The sequence below is a fragment of the Muriicola jejuensis genome, assembly GCF_010671595.1.
GTDB lineage: Bacteria > Bacteroidota > Bacteroidia > Flavobacteriales > Flavobacteriaceae > Muriicola > Muriicola jejuensis.
The window spans coordinates 1-18,114 of sequence record NZ_JAABOP010000005.1; the positions used below are offsets into that span (position 1 = coordinate 1).

9 protein-coding genes are annotated in these 18,114 nt (G+C 46.1%); 7 read left to right on the top strand and 2 right to left on the bottom strand.

All coding sequences use genetic code 11. The features are described 5' to 3' along the window. The 3 genes from GWK09_RS13330 to GWK09_RS13340 form a co-directional block, all read left to right on the top strand. Window positions 1-966 (top strand): thioester domain-containing protein (locus tag GWK09_RS13330; protein ID WP_163693963.1); only part of this gene is annotated, 966 nt, incomplete at its 5' end. Between the two features lie 437 nt (window positions 967-1,403). After that, window positions 1,404-2,555 (top strand): phenylacetate--CoA ligase family protein, encoded by a 1,152-nt coding sequence (locus tag GWK09_RS13335; protein WP_163693964.1) that lies wholly within the window; start codon window positions 1,404-1,406, stop codon window positions 2,553-2,555. A 401-nt stretch (window positions 2,556-2,956) separates the two neighbouring features. Then, entirely contained in the window at window positions 2,957-4,654 is a 1,698-nt protein-coding gene (locus GWK09_RS13340) for a thioester domain-containing protein (RefSeq protein ID WP_163693965.1), read from the top strand. Between the two features lie 85 nt (window positions 4,655-4,739). Here GWK09_RS13340 and GWK09_RS13345 read toward each other — a convergent pair whose 3' ends face one another. Further along, a complete protein-coding gene (locus GWK09_RS13345) occupies window positions 4,740-5,102 on the bottom strand; it encodes a DUF4870 domain-containing protein (RefSeq protein ID WP_163693966.1) in 363 nt (120 codons plus the stop codon). A 111-nt stretch (window positions 5,103-5,213) separates the two neighbouring features. On the opposite strand from GWK09_RS13345, the gene mnmE reads away from it, so the two are divergent. The 4 genes from mnmE (at window position 5,214) to GWK09_RS13365 (ending at window position 15,681) form a co-directional block, all read left to right on the top strand. After that, window positions 5,214-6,611, top strand: a complete 1,398-nt coding sequence (gene mnmE / locus GWK09_RS13350) for a tRNA uridine-5-carboxymethylaminomethyl(34) synthesis GTPase MnmE (protein WP_163693967.1) — start codon at window positions 5,214-5,216, stop codon at window positions 6,609-6,611. A gap of 192 nt (window positions 6,612-6,803) precedes the next feature. Beyond that, window positions 6,804-11,879, top strand: coding sequence for an invasin domain 3-containing protein (locus tag GWK09_RS13355; protein WP_163693968.1), 5,076 nt, complete (start codon window positions 6,804-6,806; stop codon window positions 11,877-11,879). A 223-nt stretch (window positions 11,880-12,102) separates the two neighbouring features. After that, the gene (gene ppdK / locus GWK09_RS13360; protein ID WP_163693969.1) at window positions 12,103-14,829 is read left to right on the top strand and encodes a pyruvate, phosphate dikinase; all 2,727 of its coding nucleotides are present in this window, start codon (window positions 12,103-12,105) and stop codon (window positions 14,827-14,829) included. A 111-nt stretch (window positions 14,830-14,940) separates the two neighbouring features. After that, window positions 14,941-15,681: a tyrosine-protein phosphatase gene (locus GWK09_RS13365; RefSeq protein WP_163693970.1), complete on the top strand. Its 741-nt coding sequence runs from the start codon at window positions 14,941-14,943 to the stop codon at window positions 15,679-15,681. Window positions 15,682-15,691: 10 nt separating this feature from the next. Here GWK09_RS13365 and GWK09_RS13370 read toward each other — a convergent pair whose 3' ends face one another. After that, a complete protein-coding gene (locus GWK09_RS13370; RefSeq protein ID WP_163693971.1) occupies window positions 15,692-18,094 on the bottom strand; it encodes a GumC family protein in 2,403 nt (800 codons plus the stop codon). Window positions 18,095-18,114 lie beyond the last annotated feature (20 nt).

Below are 18,114 nucleotides of genomic sequence, written 5' to 3' on the forward strand. Positions count from 1 at the left end.
ACGGGAACTACAACTGAATGTTACCCAGACATCGATGGCTTGGTATCAGGTTTGCCTACTTCAGTAGAGGTTACCACAACGGCTAAGCCCGGGATGGATTCTTATTTTACCATCAACATTAATGACTCCGATTTGGCTGGTGAGAATATACCTGCCTGGTGTATTGATGTAGACAGGTCATTAGGTGTTGATCATACATTCGTTGCAGATGTGTACTCCAGCACTGAATCCTTACCCGATCTTTTCGAAAATCCTGAAAATTTTGATCTGATCAATTGGATTATCAATCAGCAGTATATTGGAAAACCAAGTCCTTCTGGAGGCAATTATACCTTCGGTGATGTCCAATGGGCCATTTGGGAATTGATCGATGATGTCAATTGTGTGGCCTGTGCGTTTTTGGGTGATGGATGGAGTGTGACTAAGGGACAAGAAATTGTTGATGCTGCTTTAGCTAGTCCAGAAGCCGAAGGCTTTGTTCCAGATTGTGGACAATTAATAGCGATTGTGCTGATCCCACAAGACAACAGTCAGCCGATTTTTATCACCCTGGAAGTTCCATGTGATTGCAGAGAACTTGAATGCGAGACTGCATTTGCACGAGGGGAAAACGGAGCGACATGTTTTATAGATACTCCTCAGGAATTCGACCGTTGGGGATGGACTATTGGTCCAATAACAGAAGGAGATTATACATATGATGTTTATGCGGGTGCCGGACAATGCGATATCAGTAAAGGCGTACTCGTTGGAACAGTTGATGTGAGTTATTCTGATGGTAATGTAGAATTTGAATATAATATTGATGAAGGATATACTGTTCAGGAAACTCATTCTTACGCCGGTAAGGCTATGTTCCCGACAGATAAGAAAGGCAGGCCAACTGTTGCTCCAGGTCAATATTCAATCGCAAAAGGCTTAAACGGTGAAATCTATATAATTGCTCATGCGGTGGTTTGTAAATAAAATCAGTGATTGATTTTAATAAAAGGGCAATCAGAATAGATTGTCCTTTTTTATTTTCTCCTTTTTAATATGACCTTGTTTATTGAGAAGTTGCATAATCTGATTTTTTGTGATTTAAATCGTTAATAAAATTTTACGTTTTAAGCCATAAAAGATATTTGTTTTAGATAGACATATGTGATGAAATAATCAACTATTCTTAGGTCCACAATATTTCCTTATCCTTTTGAAGGCTACAATTCAAATTCCAATTAATTTTGAAATGAAAATCATACGCTAGCTTATTCATGTACATGCAAAATTTTTTAAGGAGATCTGGATTCTGGATATGGGACTTCTTAAACGGAAGTCATGTAAGAAACCACTTGGAGGATATTTCTAATAACCTGCACGCTCTTAGCCATTCTTATTTAATTGACCAATCCAATAAGCATCTCTTGGATTTACTGATCCATGCTAAGAAAACGGTTCCCTATTACTTTCCGGCAAGAAAAAAAACGTTTGATGAGTTTCCTGTGATTAGTAAAACAGAAATTCGGAATAATTTTGATGCTTTTAAATCCACCGAATACCTTGGGAAGAAGTTATTCAAGGTTACTACAAGCGGATCTACGGGAATACCTTTTTCCATTCTGCAGGACAAGAATAAAGTAAAAAGAAACAAAGCAGACGCTCTCTTTTTTCTATTAAAAACTGGATATCGTTTGGGTGATCGGTTATATTATTTTCGATTGTGGAAAGGAGAAGAGAAAAGCAGGCACATGGCCTTTTTTCAAAATATTGTAAAAATCGATATTTCTACCCTTCCTGATAAGGTTTTGGAAAGTATTATTCAAAAAATTACAGAAGATAAATCGAAAAAAATCTTGTTTGGACTTGCCTCTTCCTTCGAATCCTTAAATCATTATTTGGAAAAAAGGCAAATTGCCCAATTGGATCTGAACCTGATTTCTATTCTGTCAACCTCCGAATCCATGTCCCCTGAAAGTAAACGAAATCTGGAATCAGTTCTGGGTGTTCCAGTATTTGCGAGATATTCAAATGAGGAACAAGGTATTATTGCCCAACAGGTGAAGGCAAAAGACGACTTCTATGAAGTTAATTGGGCCAGTTATTATGTAGAGATTTTTGAAATTGAGGAAGATCGAAAAGCCCCTCACGGTAAATTAGGTAGAATTGTAGTTACTGATTTGTTTAACTACAGCATGCCACTTATTAGATATGATACAGGTGATCTTGGGATTATGGAATCCGTGAATGACAAATTAGTATTGTCCAGGATCGAAGGAAGAAAAATGGATGCTATTTATAATACTAGCGGGGATCATATTTCCTCTTACTCGATTTATCCTATAATGTCCAGGTACTATGATAAAATCGATCAATATCAGTTTATTCAACGAGGCAAAAAGGAATATTTAATAAAATTGAATTTGATCAACTCTTTTCCACAGACCTCATCGTTGATCCATGATTTTAAAAACCTACTGGGAAATGACGCAGAAATACAGGTGGAATTTGTTAAAGAAATTCCTGTGCTATCTTCGGGTAAGAGAAAAAAGGTAGCCAACATTTACATAAAAAAATAAAAAAGGACCGATATTTTTTTTTGAGATAAATAAATAGAATAGTCTTATCTTCCTTCTGTTTAAGAACCACGCCAATAACGTCAGTAGTAAATTTTATCCTAAACGTTAAAAGAACTTCAGGAAGCCCAAAATCCTTGATTTAATGCGATCCTAAATTCTTTTCGGATCACTTTAAATTATAAGTAGGGATACCAATAAGTTAGGACAAACGGATAGGAAGTTTCGAAACCACGCATTTTGACCGGAAAATTATCTTTTAAACGAAAACAGGTATTACCCAAAATATTTACAGGGAATAAAGGGTAAATTTATAAGAAGACCGTCTTGATTTATAGGATATTAGGTATTATTTCTATACTGTATCGGTTTCGCCTAAAAGTTAATTCTAACACTTAATTATTATGAAAAAATTACTAGCTTCTTTAACGGTAGTCCTGCTTGTTGTTGCAGGATGCTCCGACGTTGATTTATTACAGGACGAGAATCTCCTGAAAAGTGTCAATTTCACGGGAACTACAACTGAATGTTACCCAGACATCGATGGCTTGGTATCAGGTTTGCCTACTTCAGTAGAGGTTACCACAACGGCTAAGCCCGGGATGGATTCTTATTTTACCATCAACATTAATGACTCCGATTTGGCTGGTGAGAATATACCTGCCTGGTGTATTGATGTAGACAGGTCATTAGGTGTTGATCATACATTCGTTGCAGATGTGTACTCCAGCACTGAATCCTTACCCGATCTTTTCGAAAATCCTGAAAATTTTGATCTGATCAATTGGATTATCAATCAGCAGTATATTGGAAAACCAAGTCCTTCTGGAGGCAATTATACCTTCGGTGATGTCCAATGGGCCATTTGGGAATTGATCGATGATGTCAATTGTGTGGCCTGTGCGTTTTTGGGTGATGGATGGAGTGTGACTAAGGGACAAGAAATTGTTGATGCTGCTTTAGCTAGTCCAGAAGCCGAAGGCTTTGTTCCAGATTGTGGACAATTAATAGCGATTGTGCTGATCCCACAAGACAACAGTCAGCCGATTTTTATCACCCTGGAAGTTCCCTGTGATTGCAAGGAAACCGAATGTAATGAATGCGACGGTAAAGTTACCCGACTAGACCTGCAATACAATGGAGAAAATCCTGCTGATATTGTTGTCATGGACAAAAAGGGTGATAACGAGCTGCCAATTGGCATTATTAATCCTGGAGAAACTTTTACCGTTGATGGTTCAACCGGAATTTTCGATGACAAGAAAAATACATTAGGTACCGAAATTGTAATATTCGTGGACGGTGTTGAAAACACCAAGATCCACACCAGTTGTTCGCAACCGATTGGTCCTGGTCTCACATTTGGTGATTTCACCGTGGTCGGTGGTGCCAGTCGAAACGGTGGAGAATTATGCCCATTGGATCCGCCTCCCGGTAATGGTGACGATTGCGGGGAATGCGATGGCAAAGTCACCAGACTGGATCTGGTCAATGACGGACCCGCTACGCAAATCGTGGTAACTGACAAGAAAGGGGAAAACGAGATCTTCAATGAATTTGTTGAAGCCGGAGCTACCTTTACCCTAAGCGGCTTTGATAAAAATGGGACTTTAGGGACAGAGATCGTTATTAAGGCAAATGGGTCCGAAACTAAGATACATACCAGCTGTTCACAACCTATCGGCCCAGGCCTTTCATTCGGCGACTTCACGGTTGTAGGCGGAGCCAGCCGAAACGGAGGAGAATTGTGTCCTCTGGATCCTCCTCCTGGAAATGGGGGTGATGATGACTGTGAATGTGATGGCAAGGTGGATTATTTGAAATTAAGTTATTCAGGAGACCTGGATGATGATATCAGGGTAGAGACTAAAAAAGAAGGCGATGTTTTCAATGGGAAAGTATCAGCAGACGGAACCTTCGAATTTTATGGCAATGACAAGAAAGGTACCTTGGGTACTGAGATCACAATCTATGTGAACGGAGAAGAAGCGGTAAAAATTCATACCAGTTGCTCTCAACCTATTGGTCCCGGCTTGGTTGCTGGAGATTTCGAAGTGATCGAAGGTACTAGCCGTAATGGCGGAGATCTTTGCCCACTATAACCTAACGGCATAACAAATTGCTTTTAAAGACAAAAGCATCCTCAAAATTGAGGATGCTTTTTTGATTCGTGGATGTACTGATATACTAGTTTATAAATCTAATGGTCATGAAATAACTCGGGCTTTCCCCGTTATTCGCACGGACCGCGTTGACAATAGGCATTACAAATCCGAGGATGACCACTCCGATGATCCCCAGGATACCCAGGCCCAGAAGCAGGATGGCAGGAATGCTCAGGATGAAATACAGGATCAGGCTTAGTTGAAAGTTCACGATGGCCTTCCCGTGTTCGTCCATGCCTTCTACCCTGTCCCTGGAGGTAAGCCAGATGATCAGGGGCGTGATGAGTCCGCCAAACCCTATGACATAGGATATCAATTGCGTGAGATGGGTGACGACCAGCAACTGCCGGTCTTCCCTTAATGTGGTGGTGTTGATGACTTCCATGATTGATGAATTATGGTTTCTTACCTATGGGTCGTGAGTCGGGCCATTTTGTTACAAAGCGACCCTCCCTGTTTCAAACTTCCTTTTCCCTATTTTTGCAAAAAGGAATTGATGATCTCACAGGATACCATTGTTGCTCTTGCCACGGCTCCGGGAACCGGCGCCATCGCGGTGATACGGGTATCCGGTCCGGATGCCATCTCCACAACCTCCCAAGTATTTGAACCCGTAAGAGGTGGATCCCTGACAAAGGCTTCCAGCCACACCGTACATCTTGGGTATCTGAAGGAAGATGGAAGGACCTTAGACCAGGTGCTGGTTACTGTCTTCAAAGGCCCGAACTCCTACACTGGTGAGCACGTGACCGAGATCTCCTGCCATGGCTCCCCCTATATCCAGCAGGAGATCATACAACTCTTCCTCAGGAAAGGCTGCAGGATGGCGGAGGCCGGGGAATTCACGCTCCGGGCTTTCCTGAATGGCAAACTCGATCTGAGTCAGGCTGAAGCTGTGGCCGACCTTATCGCTTCGGAAAATGCCGCTTCCCACCAACTGGCCCTGCAACAAATGAGGGGTGGCTTCAGTAACGAGATCAAAAACCTCCGGCAGGAACTCCTCAATTTTGCCTCCCTGATTGAACTGGAACTCGACTTTGCCGAAGAGGATGTCGAATTCGCTGACAAAAAACAATTCTCCGAGTTGCTCACTCGCATACAGCAGGTCTTCAGGAATCTCATCGATTCCTTCGCCCTGGGCAACGTGATCAAGACCGGTATCCCCATCGCCATCGTGGGCGAGCCCAACGTGGGGAAATCCACCCTCCTCAACGCCCTGCTGAACGAAGAGCGGGCCATTGTAAGTCCCATTCCGGGAACCACACGGGATACCGTGGAGGACGAACTCGTGATAGGCGGTATCGGATTCCGTTTTATCGACACCGCTGGGATACGGGAAACCGTCGATGTGGTGGAATCCATCGGCATCAGAAAGACACATGAAAAGATCGAAAACGCACGGCTTGTGATCTACCTGGTAGATGCGAAGGAAGTGAACCTCACTCAGGAAAAAAGAAAGGAGGTTCAGGGTCGACTCGCATTACTCAAAGACCAGTATCCCGGTAAAGAAATGTTGCTCGTGGTCAACAAAGTAGATGCCCTGGAGGATGGGGTCCTCTCAAGATTAACGGAAGAGATTCCAAACGCCTTATTCATATCAGCGAAGGAAAACAAAGGACTGGATACGCTTAAAGACCAGTTCTTAAACCTGGTCAATACCGGTGCCCTGACCTCTGGTGACACCATCATTTCCAATACCCGCCACTACAACGCCCTGATCAGGGCTACCGAAGAGATCAGAAAGGTTCAGGAGGGTCTGGAATCCGGCCTTTCGGGTGACCTCCTGGCGGTAGATATTCGCCAGGCACTCTATCACCTCGGGGAGATCACCGGGGAGATCACCACGGACGACCTTCTGGGAAACATATTTGCCAACTTCTGCATCGGTAAGTAAAGCCCCCATTTGAAGTAATAAATTCAGCTCTTCTTCGTTCTATCCAAGTATTTTGACGTGTATTTCATACACTTTATCGATGTATATTCTTACGACAAAGTATTATAAGAAGAAATTCAACAAGAAGAAAATAGAATCCTTAAACCAACCAGCCTGCCTAAACCAACAGGCTTTTAACCCTTGTGATGAACCATGCTTATCAGACTATCCCACATCTGTCTTTTTTTGTTCATTCTATCCTCCCTAAACAGCCTGGCGCAAGTTCAGGTGCAGGCCACAGCAGGCACTGCCACAGGAAATTATCCAAATCTCAAAGCGACCTTCGATCAGATCAACAACGGGAATCACCGAGGTGATATCACGATCGAGATCACCGCAGACCTCATAGAAACCAGTACGGCTACTCTGGACCACAGTGGTTCAGGCCCCAGTAACTATACAAGCATACGCATCACTCCCTCTGGAGGGGTTCAAAGGACCATTTCGGGGAATTTAGGGTCTAGCGGACTCATCCATTTTAACGGGGCAGACCAGGTGACTATTGATGGTCTGAACGAATCGGGTAATGCCCTGACCTTGCGAAACGATCATACAGGGGCACCTACCCTGCGATTCTCCAGTACCAAAAGTGCCACAGAAGGAAACACTATAGAAAATTGCACTATTTTGGGATCTAATTCATCGGCCAGCTCAGGAGTTATTCAACTGCAATGGGCAAACAACAATCAGTTCCTCAACAATGCCATAGGGCCATCGGGTACAAACTATCCGTCGAACCTCATCTATGCCGGGTACTACTATTACGGCAACAGCGACAACAATACCATCTCGGGAAATCAACTATTCGACTACGGGAATCCCAATTCTACACAGGCGGCCGCTGTCTATGCCCAATATGCCACCCATTGGTCCATAACGGACAACCGGATCTACCAATCGACCCCAAAATCTTTTAGTAACACCAATTTCAGAGTTTATTACGGGATCTACCTCAGGGACGGGGCCGGTCACCTGGTAAACAACAACATCATCGGGCACGCTTCATCCGGAGCTACGGGCACCACAAATATTGATGTAAACGGAGCTAATTCCTCTGTGGATCTCTATCCCATCTTCATGACTTCTGATGGTACAGATCTATCAACTATTGAAGGGAATACCATTTCTGGTTTTTCGGTCAACGGGGGGTCGGAACATATCAATATCTATCCCATCTTCTTCGAAGGAACCTACGGATCGTCCGCTACCATCCTGAGAACGGCTTCGATCGCTAACAATACCATTGGATCTGCGACTGATCCAAATTCGATAAGTCTCAGCACCACAGGGCATATGAGGATCCGGGCGATCATGCTGGGCAACCCCGGCAGTTCCCTGAATTACCTCTATAATGTCGATATCACTGACAACGCCATCGGCGGTATCCGCATCCCAACGACCGCGAGTCCGCTGGGATATTTCAATGGGATCAGCACCAAAGGATACCAGGGGTCTGCGGTGACCGTCAGTGGAAATACCATCGGCTTTCCGGGGGCCCCTGTCGAAATCGGCGATTCTCCAACAGCCAGCCAATTCAGCTATTCCGGCATCTATGTGGCCTATATGGGATACGAACACGCGACCATCGATGAGAACCTAATCCAGGATTTAAGGTCGTATTCAACCACCTATCCTTCCAATGGGATTGAACTATTCAAATACAATCCCTCTAATGCCTACACCATAACCAACAACACGATCCGGGGCCTACAAAGCGAGGGAGACGTCTCTGGGATCAGGTCGCAATACAACCCCTCAGGAAGCATGTACTCCGGCAACACGATCTATGATCTTTTGTCTGCCAAAAACGCCTATGGCTTATATCTGGGTGAAAAAAATTCTGAGGTCGAGGGTAACCTGGTCCACAGCCTGGTTTCCACAAGTGGAACGGGAACCGTGGCCGGTATCTATATGAGATCCTTTCAATCGCCCCTAAACACCATTAAGAACAACATCGTCAGCCTCGGCCGGGATGTGAATGGCACATCGCTTGGAAATATTAATATCTACGGGATCTTCGACGACACAAACGGGGCCAGTAGCAATTACTTTTTCAACACCGTGTCCATCCATGGATCAGGGAGCAGCGGGAACCTGAATTCCTATGCCTTCTACCGCCTTTACGGTAATTATAACTCCGTGATCAAGAACAACCTCTTTACCAATTACAGGTTGAATAGTGGGGGAAGCGGGAAGCACTACGCCATCCGTCTGAGGAATAACAGTTCTCTTACCATCGACCATAACCGATATTTTACCGCAGGTCCGGATGGGATCCTGGGTGATTTCAACGGAGCAGACCGCACCACCCTGGCCGACTGGCAGAGTTCTACCGGGCAGGATTCGAACAGTACGGAAGGAGATCCCCAGTTTATCGACGAGACGAGCGTAATTCCTTTTGATTATTTCCCGGGAATCGCTCAGGTAGGTGAGACTATTTCGGGAATATCAACCGACTTTAAAGGAGCTCTGAGAAGTGATCCTCCTTCGGTAGGAGCCATAGAAGGACTGTATACGATCAATTCGACCATTACCGTAACCCCGGATACACTGCCTGCCGATGGAATCAGCACAGCTGCTGTACTCATTCAACTCATAGGTGAAAGCAATGCCCCGCTCACGGTAGGTGGTGAACTCATTGAGATCACCTCATCCCTTGGGACCCTCTCGGCAGTAACAGACCAGGGTGATGGCACATATTCCGCGGTACTTACCAGTCCAACCTCGGTAGGGACGGCCATTCTAACCTTCAAGGTAAACGGATTTAGCGCCCAGGGTTCAGCTACAGCAACCTTTGTTGCAGGGGCTCCTGATATCGCCACATCCATTATTTCGGCTAATCCGACGAGCATCGTGGCCAACGGCAGCACTATCTCTAACCTCCTGATCCTGCTTTTTGACAGCAATAACAACCCTATTACCTCGGGAGGGGAAACTATAGCGGTCACCACTACCCTGGGGACCGTAAGCGCGGTGACCGACCTGGGTGATGGAACCTATTCTGCTGTGCTCACCAGCGGAACAGCTACTGGGAATGCAGAGGTTTCTTTCACTATCAATGCAGCCCCGGCTACAGCTACCGCTTCAGTTGAATTCATTGCGGGTACCCCGGATCCGGCTACAGTCACCATTACCGCAAGTCCTACCAGCATCATAGCAGACGGTGCAAGTACTTCAAATATCCTGATCCAACTCTTTGACAGTAACAACAACCCCATCACTACGGGAGGGGAAACTATAGAGGTTTCCTCTACCCTGGGTACCGTAAGCCTAGTGACCGACCTTGGTAATGGGACCTATTCCGCTGTGCTGACCAGCGGAACGGTTTCAGGGAATGCAGAGGTTTCCTTTACCATCAACGGGCAGCAGGCTCTGGCCACAGCAACCATAGAATTTACAGCAGGGACTCCCGATCCTGATTCCGCTATCATTTCAGCAAGTCCAACCAGCATCATAGCAGACGGTGTGAGCACATCAAACATCCTCATCCAACTCTTTGACAGTAACAACAACCCCATCACCACCGGAGGGGAAACCCTGGAGGTCTCCTCCACCCTGGGTACCGTAAGCCTAGTGACCGACCTGGGTAATGGGACCTATTCCGCTGTGCTGACCAGCGGAACGGCTGCAGGGAATGCAGAGGTTTCTTTCACTATCAATGCAGCCCCGGCTACAGCTACCGCTTCAGTTGAATTCATTGCGGGTACCCCGGATCCGGCTACAGTCACCATTACCGCAAGTCCTACCAGCATCATAGCAGACGGTGCAAGTACTTCAAATATCCTGATCCAACTCTTTGACAGTAACAACAACCCCATCACTACGGGAGGGGAAACTATAGAGGTTTCCTCTACCCTGGGTACCGTAAGCCTAGTGACCGACCTTGGTAATGGGACCTATTCCGCTGTGCTGACCAGCGGAACGGTTTCAGGGAATGCAGAGGTTTCCTTTACCATCAACGGGCAGCAGGCTCTGGCCACAGCAACCATAGAATTTACAGCAGGGACTCCCGATCCTGATTCCGCTATCATTTCAGCAAGTCCAACCAGCATCATGGCAGACGGTGTGAGCACATCAAACATCCTCATCCAACTCTTTGACAGTAACAACAACCCCATCACCACCGGAGGGGAAACCCTGGAGGTCTCCCCCACCCTGGGTACCGTAAGCCTAGTGACCGACCTTGGTAATGGGACCTATTCCGCTCTGCTAACCAGCGGGACCACAGCTGGTGATGCCATCATTTCTTTAGCAATCAATGGAACGAACTCCTCTTCTACGATTACAGTTACTTTCATCCCTTACGATAGTGACGGGGATGGGATACCGGATAGCGAAGATAATTGCCCAAATAATTACAACCCTCAACAGGAAGATCTCGATGGAGATGGCATTGGTGACGATTGCGATCCGGATGGAGATGGAGACGGGGTGCCCAATACAACAGACCAGTGTTTGGATTCCGCACCCGGAGCAATCGTAGATAATACCGGATGCGAGCTCTTTTCCCTGCCGGTTTCCAACTTCCAGGTGGAGGTAGCCAGCCCTGCCTGTACGCTTGAAGGTGACGGGGCCGTTGAGATCCGGGTTCTGGATACACAATACATCTATAGGGTCACCATTACAGGGAGAGCTCCTTTAGAGTTTGATGCCCGCCTTTCGCCTGTTTTGATGATCGGCGGACTGTCTGGGGGTACGTATCAGATCTGTTTCAGCGTGGTAGGGGTACCTGATTTCGAGGAATGCTTTGAGGCAACCATTTCCGAGCGGCCCCCTCTGGATGTATCCCACACTATTGACAAGGATAGTCGGGAGCTCACGCTCGACCTCAGCGGTTCAGATTCCTACAGGGTGCTGATCAACGGCGTGGAAGAGATCGCTACTTCGAACCAATTCCGCCGAGTGCTGTCCAGCGGGTTACACAGGGTGGAGGTATTCACGGATTGGGACTGCCAGGGCAGGTTTGAGACCGAGATCTTTGTACCTCTGAGGGTCACCGCCCATCCAAACCCCACCTCGGGCGCTACCCAGGTCTACATACCCGGGTCGGACGCCTCAGTGAGCATCTATGTTTATAATCCGGACGGTGTGATGGTTACAGGCAGGTCTTACCAGATCTCCTCCTCGAGATATGTGGAGTTGGATCTGGGCGGACTGGCTTCTGGTATTTATGTGATCCACGTCAGAGGTGCATCACTCGAACAGAACTTCAAGATCATAAAACAATAGGAACCGAAAAACCATCTGGTTTTTTATTCGAAAGATAACAGCAGGCCACCCCACCGTGCCTGCTACCACCCCGGAAGTATGTTCCGGGGTTTTCTTTTTCCCTGTATACTCTAACCCTGATCACATAAGGGATGAACATGATAATTATCATATAAATCCATGGGGTATACCTGTAATTTCACACTCAAAATCAGCATGGTGTCATGCAAAGCATCATAAAATAATGGAAACAGCAACAACAGTGAAAACAAGGGTATACCGCTTCGGCGACAAGAAGGCCGATGGGAACAGTACAATGAAGAACCTCCTCGGAGGAAAAGGCGCCAACCTGGCGGAAATGAGCAGAATCGGGATCCCCGTGCCTCCCGGATTCACGATCACGACCGAAGTGTGTACCGAATACAACCAACTGGGAAAGAATAAAGTAATACCCCTCATCAAACTGGAAGTGGAAGAGGCTATACGGGAGATCGAAAAGACCATGAAAACCAAATTTGGGGATGATGAAAATCCGCTCCTGCTATCTGTGCGTTCCGGGGCCAGGGTCTCTATGCCCGGGATGATGGATACCGTGCTCAATCTCGGCCTCAACGACAAGGCCATTGAGGGAGTTATCCGCAAAACGAAGAACGAACGCTTTGCGTGGGACTCTTACAGGAGATTTATACAGATGTACGGGGGTGTGGTCATGGGTATGAAACCCGAGAACAAGGAAGATGAGGACCCCTTTGAAGAGATCATCGACCACCTGAAAGAGAAGAGGAATATAAAACTCGATACCGAATTTACCGTCCAGGACCTGCAGGACCTCGTTTATGATTTTAAGGATGCCGTAAAGAAGAAAACTGGGAAGAACTTCCCGACCGACCCCTGGGATCAGCTGTGGGGTGCTGTAATGGCAGTTTTTGACAGCTGGAACGGGAACCGCGCCATGTACTATCGCAAGATCCACGGATATCCCGCAGATTGGGGAACCGCCGTGAACGTGCAGGCCATGGTTTTTGGGAACATGGGTACCGATTCAGGAACCGGTGTCTGCTTTACGCGAGATGCGGGTACGGGAGAAAACGTTTTTAATGGGGAATACCTCATCAATGCACAGGGAGAAGATGTGGTCGCCGGGGTGCGCACCCCACAACAGATCACCCGACTGGGCTCTGAAAGATGGGCACAATTGGCCCAGATCTCGGAGAAAGAAAGGGTCGCCTCCTACCCTTCTCTGGAGGAGCTCATGCCTGAGATCTTTACCGAGCTCGACGGCTACCAAAAAACCCTCGAAAACCATTACCGGGATATGCAGGATATGGAATTTACCATACAACAGGGGAAACTCTGGATCCTCCAGACACGCAACGGGAAACGCACCGGAGCCGCCATGGTCAAGATCGCCATGGACCTCCTAGAGGAAGGCGTCCTGGATGAGAAGGAGGCTTTGATGCGTATAGATCCCAACAAACTGGATGAACTCCTGCACCCCATCTTCGATCCTGCGGCCTTGAAGGATGCCGAGATCATTGCACAGGGCCTGCCAGCCTCCCCTGGAGCAGCTACGGGACAGATCGTCTTTTTTGCCGAAGAAGCGAGTAAGTACAAATACACCATTTTAGTTAGGACCGAAACCTCACCTGAGGACCTTGAGGGCATGCACCTGGCCAGGGGCATCCTGACCGCCAGAGGCGGGATGACCTCCCACGCCGCCGTAGTGGCAAGGGGGATGGGCAAATGCTGTATCTCCGGTGCCGGTGCCCTGAAGATCAATTACAAGACCCGAACGATGACCGTAGATGGAAAGGTTTTCCACGACGGGGACTGGATCTCACTCAACGGCTCAACCGGGAATATCATCGAAGGCAAAGTGGCCACCCGTGAGCCCGAACTGAGCGGAGAATTTGGGGAGCTGATGGTCCTGGCAGACCAATACGCCACCATGAAGGTGAGAACCAATGCAGACACCCCTAAAGATGCTGCTGTAGCCAGAAGTTTCGGCGCACAAGGGATCGGACTTACCCGAACCGAACATATGTTCTTTGAAGTAGACCGGATCAAGGCCATGCGGGAAATGATCCTGGCAAGCACAGTCAAAGGACGCAAACACGCGCTAAAAGATCTGCTGCCAATGCAGAGAAGCGACTTCGAGGGCATCTTTGAGGCCATGCAGGGACTTCCCGTGACCATTAGATTGCTGGATCCCCCTCTGCACGAATTCGTACCCCACCAACTGGCTACCCAGAAAGAACTGGCAGACGAATTGCATATCTCCCTGGACGCCGTAAAAAGCAAGGTGGCAGAACTAGAGGAATTTAACCCCATGCTTGGTCACAGGGGATGCCGACTGGGGAATACCTATCCGGAGATCACAGAGATGCAGGCCAGGGCGATCATAGAGGCGGCCCTGAACCTGAAGGAAAGGGGCATAGAGACCCATCCTGAGATCATGATCCCCCTCGTGGGCACCGTCAATGAATTCCTGGAACAGGAAAAAGTGATACGGGAGACCGCTGAATCCATCTTTGCCAAACGCAAGACCAAGATCAATTATTCCATAGGAACGATGATCGAGATCCCAAGGGCTGCCCTCCTGGCAGACAAGATCGCAGAGCATGCAGACTTCTTCTCCTTTGGCACCAATGACCTCACCCAGATGACCTTCGGGTATTCCAGGGACGACGCCGGCAAATTCCTGCCCATCTACCTGGAAAAAGGCATCCTCAAGGAAGATCCGTTCGAAGTACTGGATCAGGAAGGTGTGGGCCAACTGGTACTCATGGGCACAGAACGCGGCCGCAAGACCAATCCACATCTCAAGGTGGGCATCTGCGGGGAACACGGGGGAGAACCCAGTTCCGTGGAATTCTGCTACCGGGCAGGGATGAATTACGTGAGTTGCTCGCCCTTTAGGGTACCCATAGCGAGAGTGGCTGCCGCCCAGGCTGCGATAAAGGAAAAATAGGGGGAACAAACACCCATAAGTCCTGTCATTGTATATGAATTAAATTCGTTACAATGGCAGGATCTTTGTTAGTTATAGAAAGCGTAATTTTGCGTCGATATTTCTGACAACATGTTCCACATTTTTTCCAGGAAGCGATTTTTAGTAGATGCCCTAGAGGGATTTGTGGATATCCACAATCACATTTTACCAGGTATCGATGATGGAGCAAAGACCGTGGAGGACTCTATAGCCATGATCCGGGAATTTGAATCGTTCGGGGTGACCCATTTTATTGCAACGCCCCATATAATGAATGACTACTACCCGAATACTCCGGAAACCATAAGGTCTTCCTATTCGAAATTAAGAGATGAACTCATTGCAAAAAAACTGGATCACATAACCATAGGGACAGCCGCTGAACACATGATAGACGGGCATTTCGAGGCTATTTTGAAAAAAAATGAAGTTATGCCTCTATCCGAAGACTATTTGCTGATTGAAATGTCATACCTCCAGGCTTCCATGAACCTGGAGGAGTCAATCGGACATATCGCATCATATGGCTTTTTTCCTGTACTGGCTCATCCTGAACGCTATGTCTATTGGCATGGCAGAAAAAGTACATATCATAAATACAGGAAGGACAATGTTCGATTTCAAATGAATTTGCTATCCCTTAGCGATTATTACGGAATGGATATAAAACGGGAGGCTCACAGACTACTAAGTGCGGGTATATACGATTTTGTGGGATCCGATGTTCACAATCTAAGACATCTCGAGGCCCTAAAGAATGTTCAAATTGTTCCTAGAATTCTTGACAAGGTAAATCCCCTCATCCAAAATACGATTAGGGAGTTTTATTAAGGTGAAGGTTTCAGGTGAATTGCCACCATTTTTTTCGTTTCTCCGCATAGCCATATCCGTACTTCCCTCCATAACCGAGATTAGATTCCTTTACCCCATTGACCACAAATGAAAGACCTTTGAGTTTCCCTTCTGCATGAAGTTTCAATGGGAAATCCAGAACCTTAAGCTCTGTTTTGTCAGCACGAACAACATAAAGGATCTGGTCTGCATACTCACTGATCAATAGTGTATCTGAAACCACCATCAAGGGGGCCGTATCTACGATCACGTAGTCATATTCCGATGGGACCTCAATCAATAACTCCTTCATTCTTTCACTCATAAGTAATTCTGCCGGGTTGGGAGGGATTTTTCCGGAATAGATCACATCGACCGTTTGATCATGGACCAGCATAGGAGAAATGATTTCTCCGATCCCTATGGTCTTATCAACTAAATAGTCTGTAAGACCTACGATAGACTTATCTCTTGTGGGTTTACCCAAACGATCTACATTTTTACCTGAATAAAATTGATAAATACGTGGATTGCGAATATCGGCCCCTATTAAGAGAACCTTTTTATTTGCTTTGGCGAAGATCATCGCCAGGTTAGATGAAACTAATGTCTTTCCTTCACCGGGTATGGTCGAAGTTACAAAGATCACATTCCCCCTTTTTGCATTTCCGGATTTGGAATTTATAATGAAATCGAGGTTGGTTCGAAGAATTCGGAGAGACTCGCCCATCACACTGCGCTCACTTGTTTTAACAAGCAGGTTCTCTTTTGATGACAGTTTAGGCAATTCTGCTAAAACCGGTATACTTCCAATATATGTTTCAAGGCTCAGTTTATTGTGAACTTTATTATCCAGTAATTCCTTCACATAGATAATTGTAAAAGGGATGAGCAATCCCAGGATCGCAAATGCCAGAAGAACCTTAATTTTTTGAGGAGACACAGGAAATGGGCTTGCTCCGTAGGCTCTGTCAATCACTTTAGATTTTGGAGCGGCAGAGGCAAAGGTTATTTCGGACTCCACCTGCTTTTGCAATAAATAAAGATATAAACTTTCAGTAGTTTGCTGCTGACGGGTAATATCCCTCAGCGCCCTTTCATTACCTGGTGTGGCGTATATACGAGCATTAACTTGGGACAGTCGGTTGCTCAGGTTAGTCACCTGCATGTTAAGGTTATTCGTCATACTGCCTAGGCTCGATTGAAGACTTCTCCTTAAACCACTCAGCTGTTCGTCCAGGCTTACAATGACAGGATTTTTTTCATTGGAACTCCTCAATAAGCGTTTACGCTCATTCACGAGCTGGTTATATGTTGCCGTAGTACTGGTAATCGAAGGGTCCGATAACCCAATGTTTGAAGGCAGAGGTTCAAAACCTTGTTGGCTATCTACAATGTCCTTCATGGATGCAGCCTGATTCAATTGAAATTGCGCTTCTTGGAGCTCCTGTTGACTTTGGGCACTTATACTGATATTTGAACTGGTCTGTGACGCCACATCAGCTATACCCCTTCCGGATTTGAAATCCTGAGCGGTTTGGTCAACAGTTGAGAGATCTCCATAAATCTCCTGAATTCTGTCATTAATGAAGCTGGAGGTTTTATCCGCGATTTGTTTTTTATCTTCTATCGCATTTTCGTTATAGGTATCTATGAGGGTATTTATAATGTCTATTCCTTTTTGCTCAACCGGATCTTCTATGTAAAGTGAAAGAATATCAGACTTTTCATCTGAAACAGTAATTGTTAAATTTGACTTGTACGCCTGAGCGATTCTGTCGATTGGAAAAAGGTTCACTTGAAATTCTCTTCCGACCTGCCCTCTCATATCCGGTTCCGGAAGATTAGGCAATAAAACAAAGTCGCCTATTTCAGTATTGACATTAGTACCAAAAGAGAAATTCTTTAAAGGAGAATCTTCTTTTTCTCTGAATTCAAAGCTGGACTCAGAAGAGATTCTGATAAAATAAGACGCTCGCGATCTGAGGATCAACGAATCAGGAACCAGAAAATTCAACTTAAATGGAACGTTTCGCTTGTAAAGCTCTGCATCATGAATATTTCCTTTGGCGATGATACTCATATTGAGTCCTAGTTTTTTTACCACCTCAATCATATTAGAGCGAGAACTGAGTATTTCTATCTCATCTTCAACGAAAGCATTGCCTCCTGTAAAGACATTTAAGTCTTTTAGGGCACTTAGTTCAGAAGCGGAATTTTGGTCCTCTATGATCTGTATCTTGCCCCGGACAGCGTACATAGGTGTCGCATAACGGATATAGAGAAAGGCCGCTATGATAGCTATAAAAAATGCAATTACAAACCAAATCCAATGCTTCGTGTAGGGCCTTATTACTTCTTTATAATCCAATTGATTTTTCTGGACTCCTAAAGAGTTTGATTCCGTTTTCAATGTATTCTTTTCTTAAGGTT

What these genes read in the sequence shown, in the direction of transcription:
- GWK09_RS13345 (WP_163693966.1), bottom strand. Translation starts at nt 5,102, where the DNA reads ATGGAAGTCATCAACACCACCACATTAAGGGAAGACCGGCAGTTGCTG.
- ppdK (WP_163693969.1), top strand. Translation starts at nt 12,103, where the DNA reads ATGGAAACAGCAACAACAGTGAAAACAAGGGTATACCGCTTCGGCGAC.
- GWK09_RS13355 (WP_163693968.1), top strand. Translation starts at nt 6,804, where the DNA reads ATGCTTATCAGACTATCCCACATCTGTCTTTTTTTGTTCATTCTATCC.
- GWK09_RS13365 (WP_163693970.1), top strand. Translation starts at nt 14,941, where the DNA reads ATGTTCCACATTTTTTCCAGGAAGCGATTTTTAGTAGATGCCCTAGAG.
- mnmE (WP_163693967.1), top strand. Translation starts at nt 5,214, where the DNA reads ATGATCTCACAGGATACCATTGTTGCTCTTGCCACGGCTCCGGGAACC.
- GWK09_RS13340 (WP_163693965.1), top strand. Translation starts at nt 2,957, where the DNA reads ATGAAAAAATTACTAGCTTCTTTAACGGTAGTCCTGCTTGTTGTTGCA.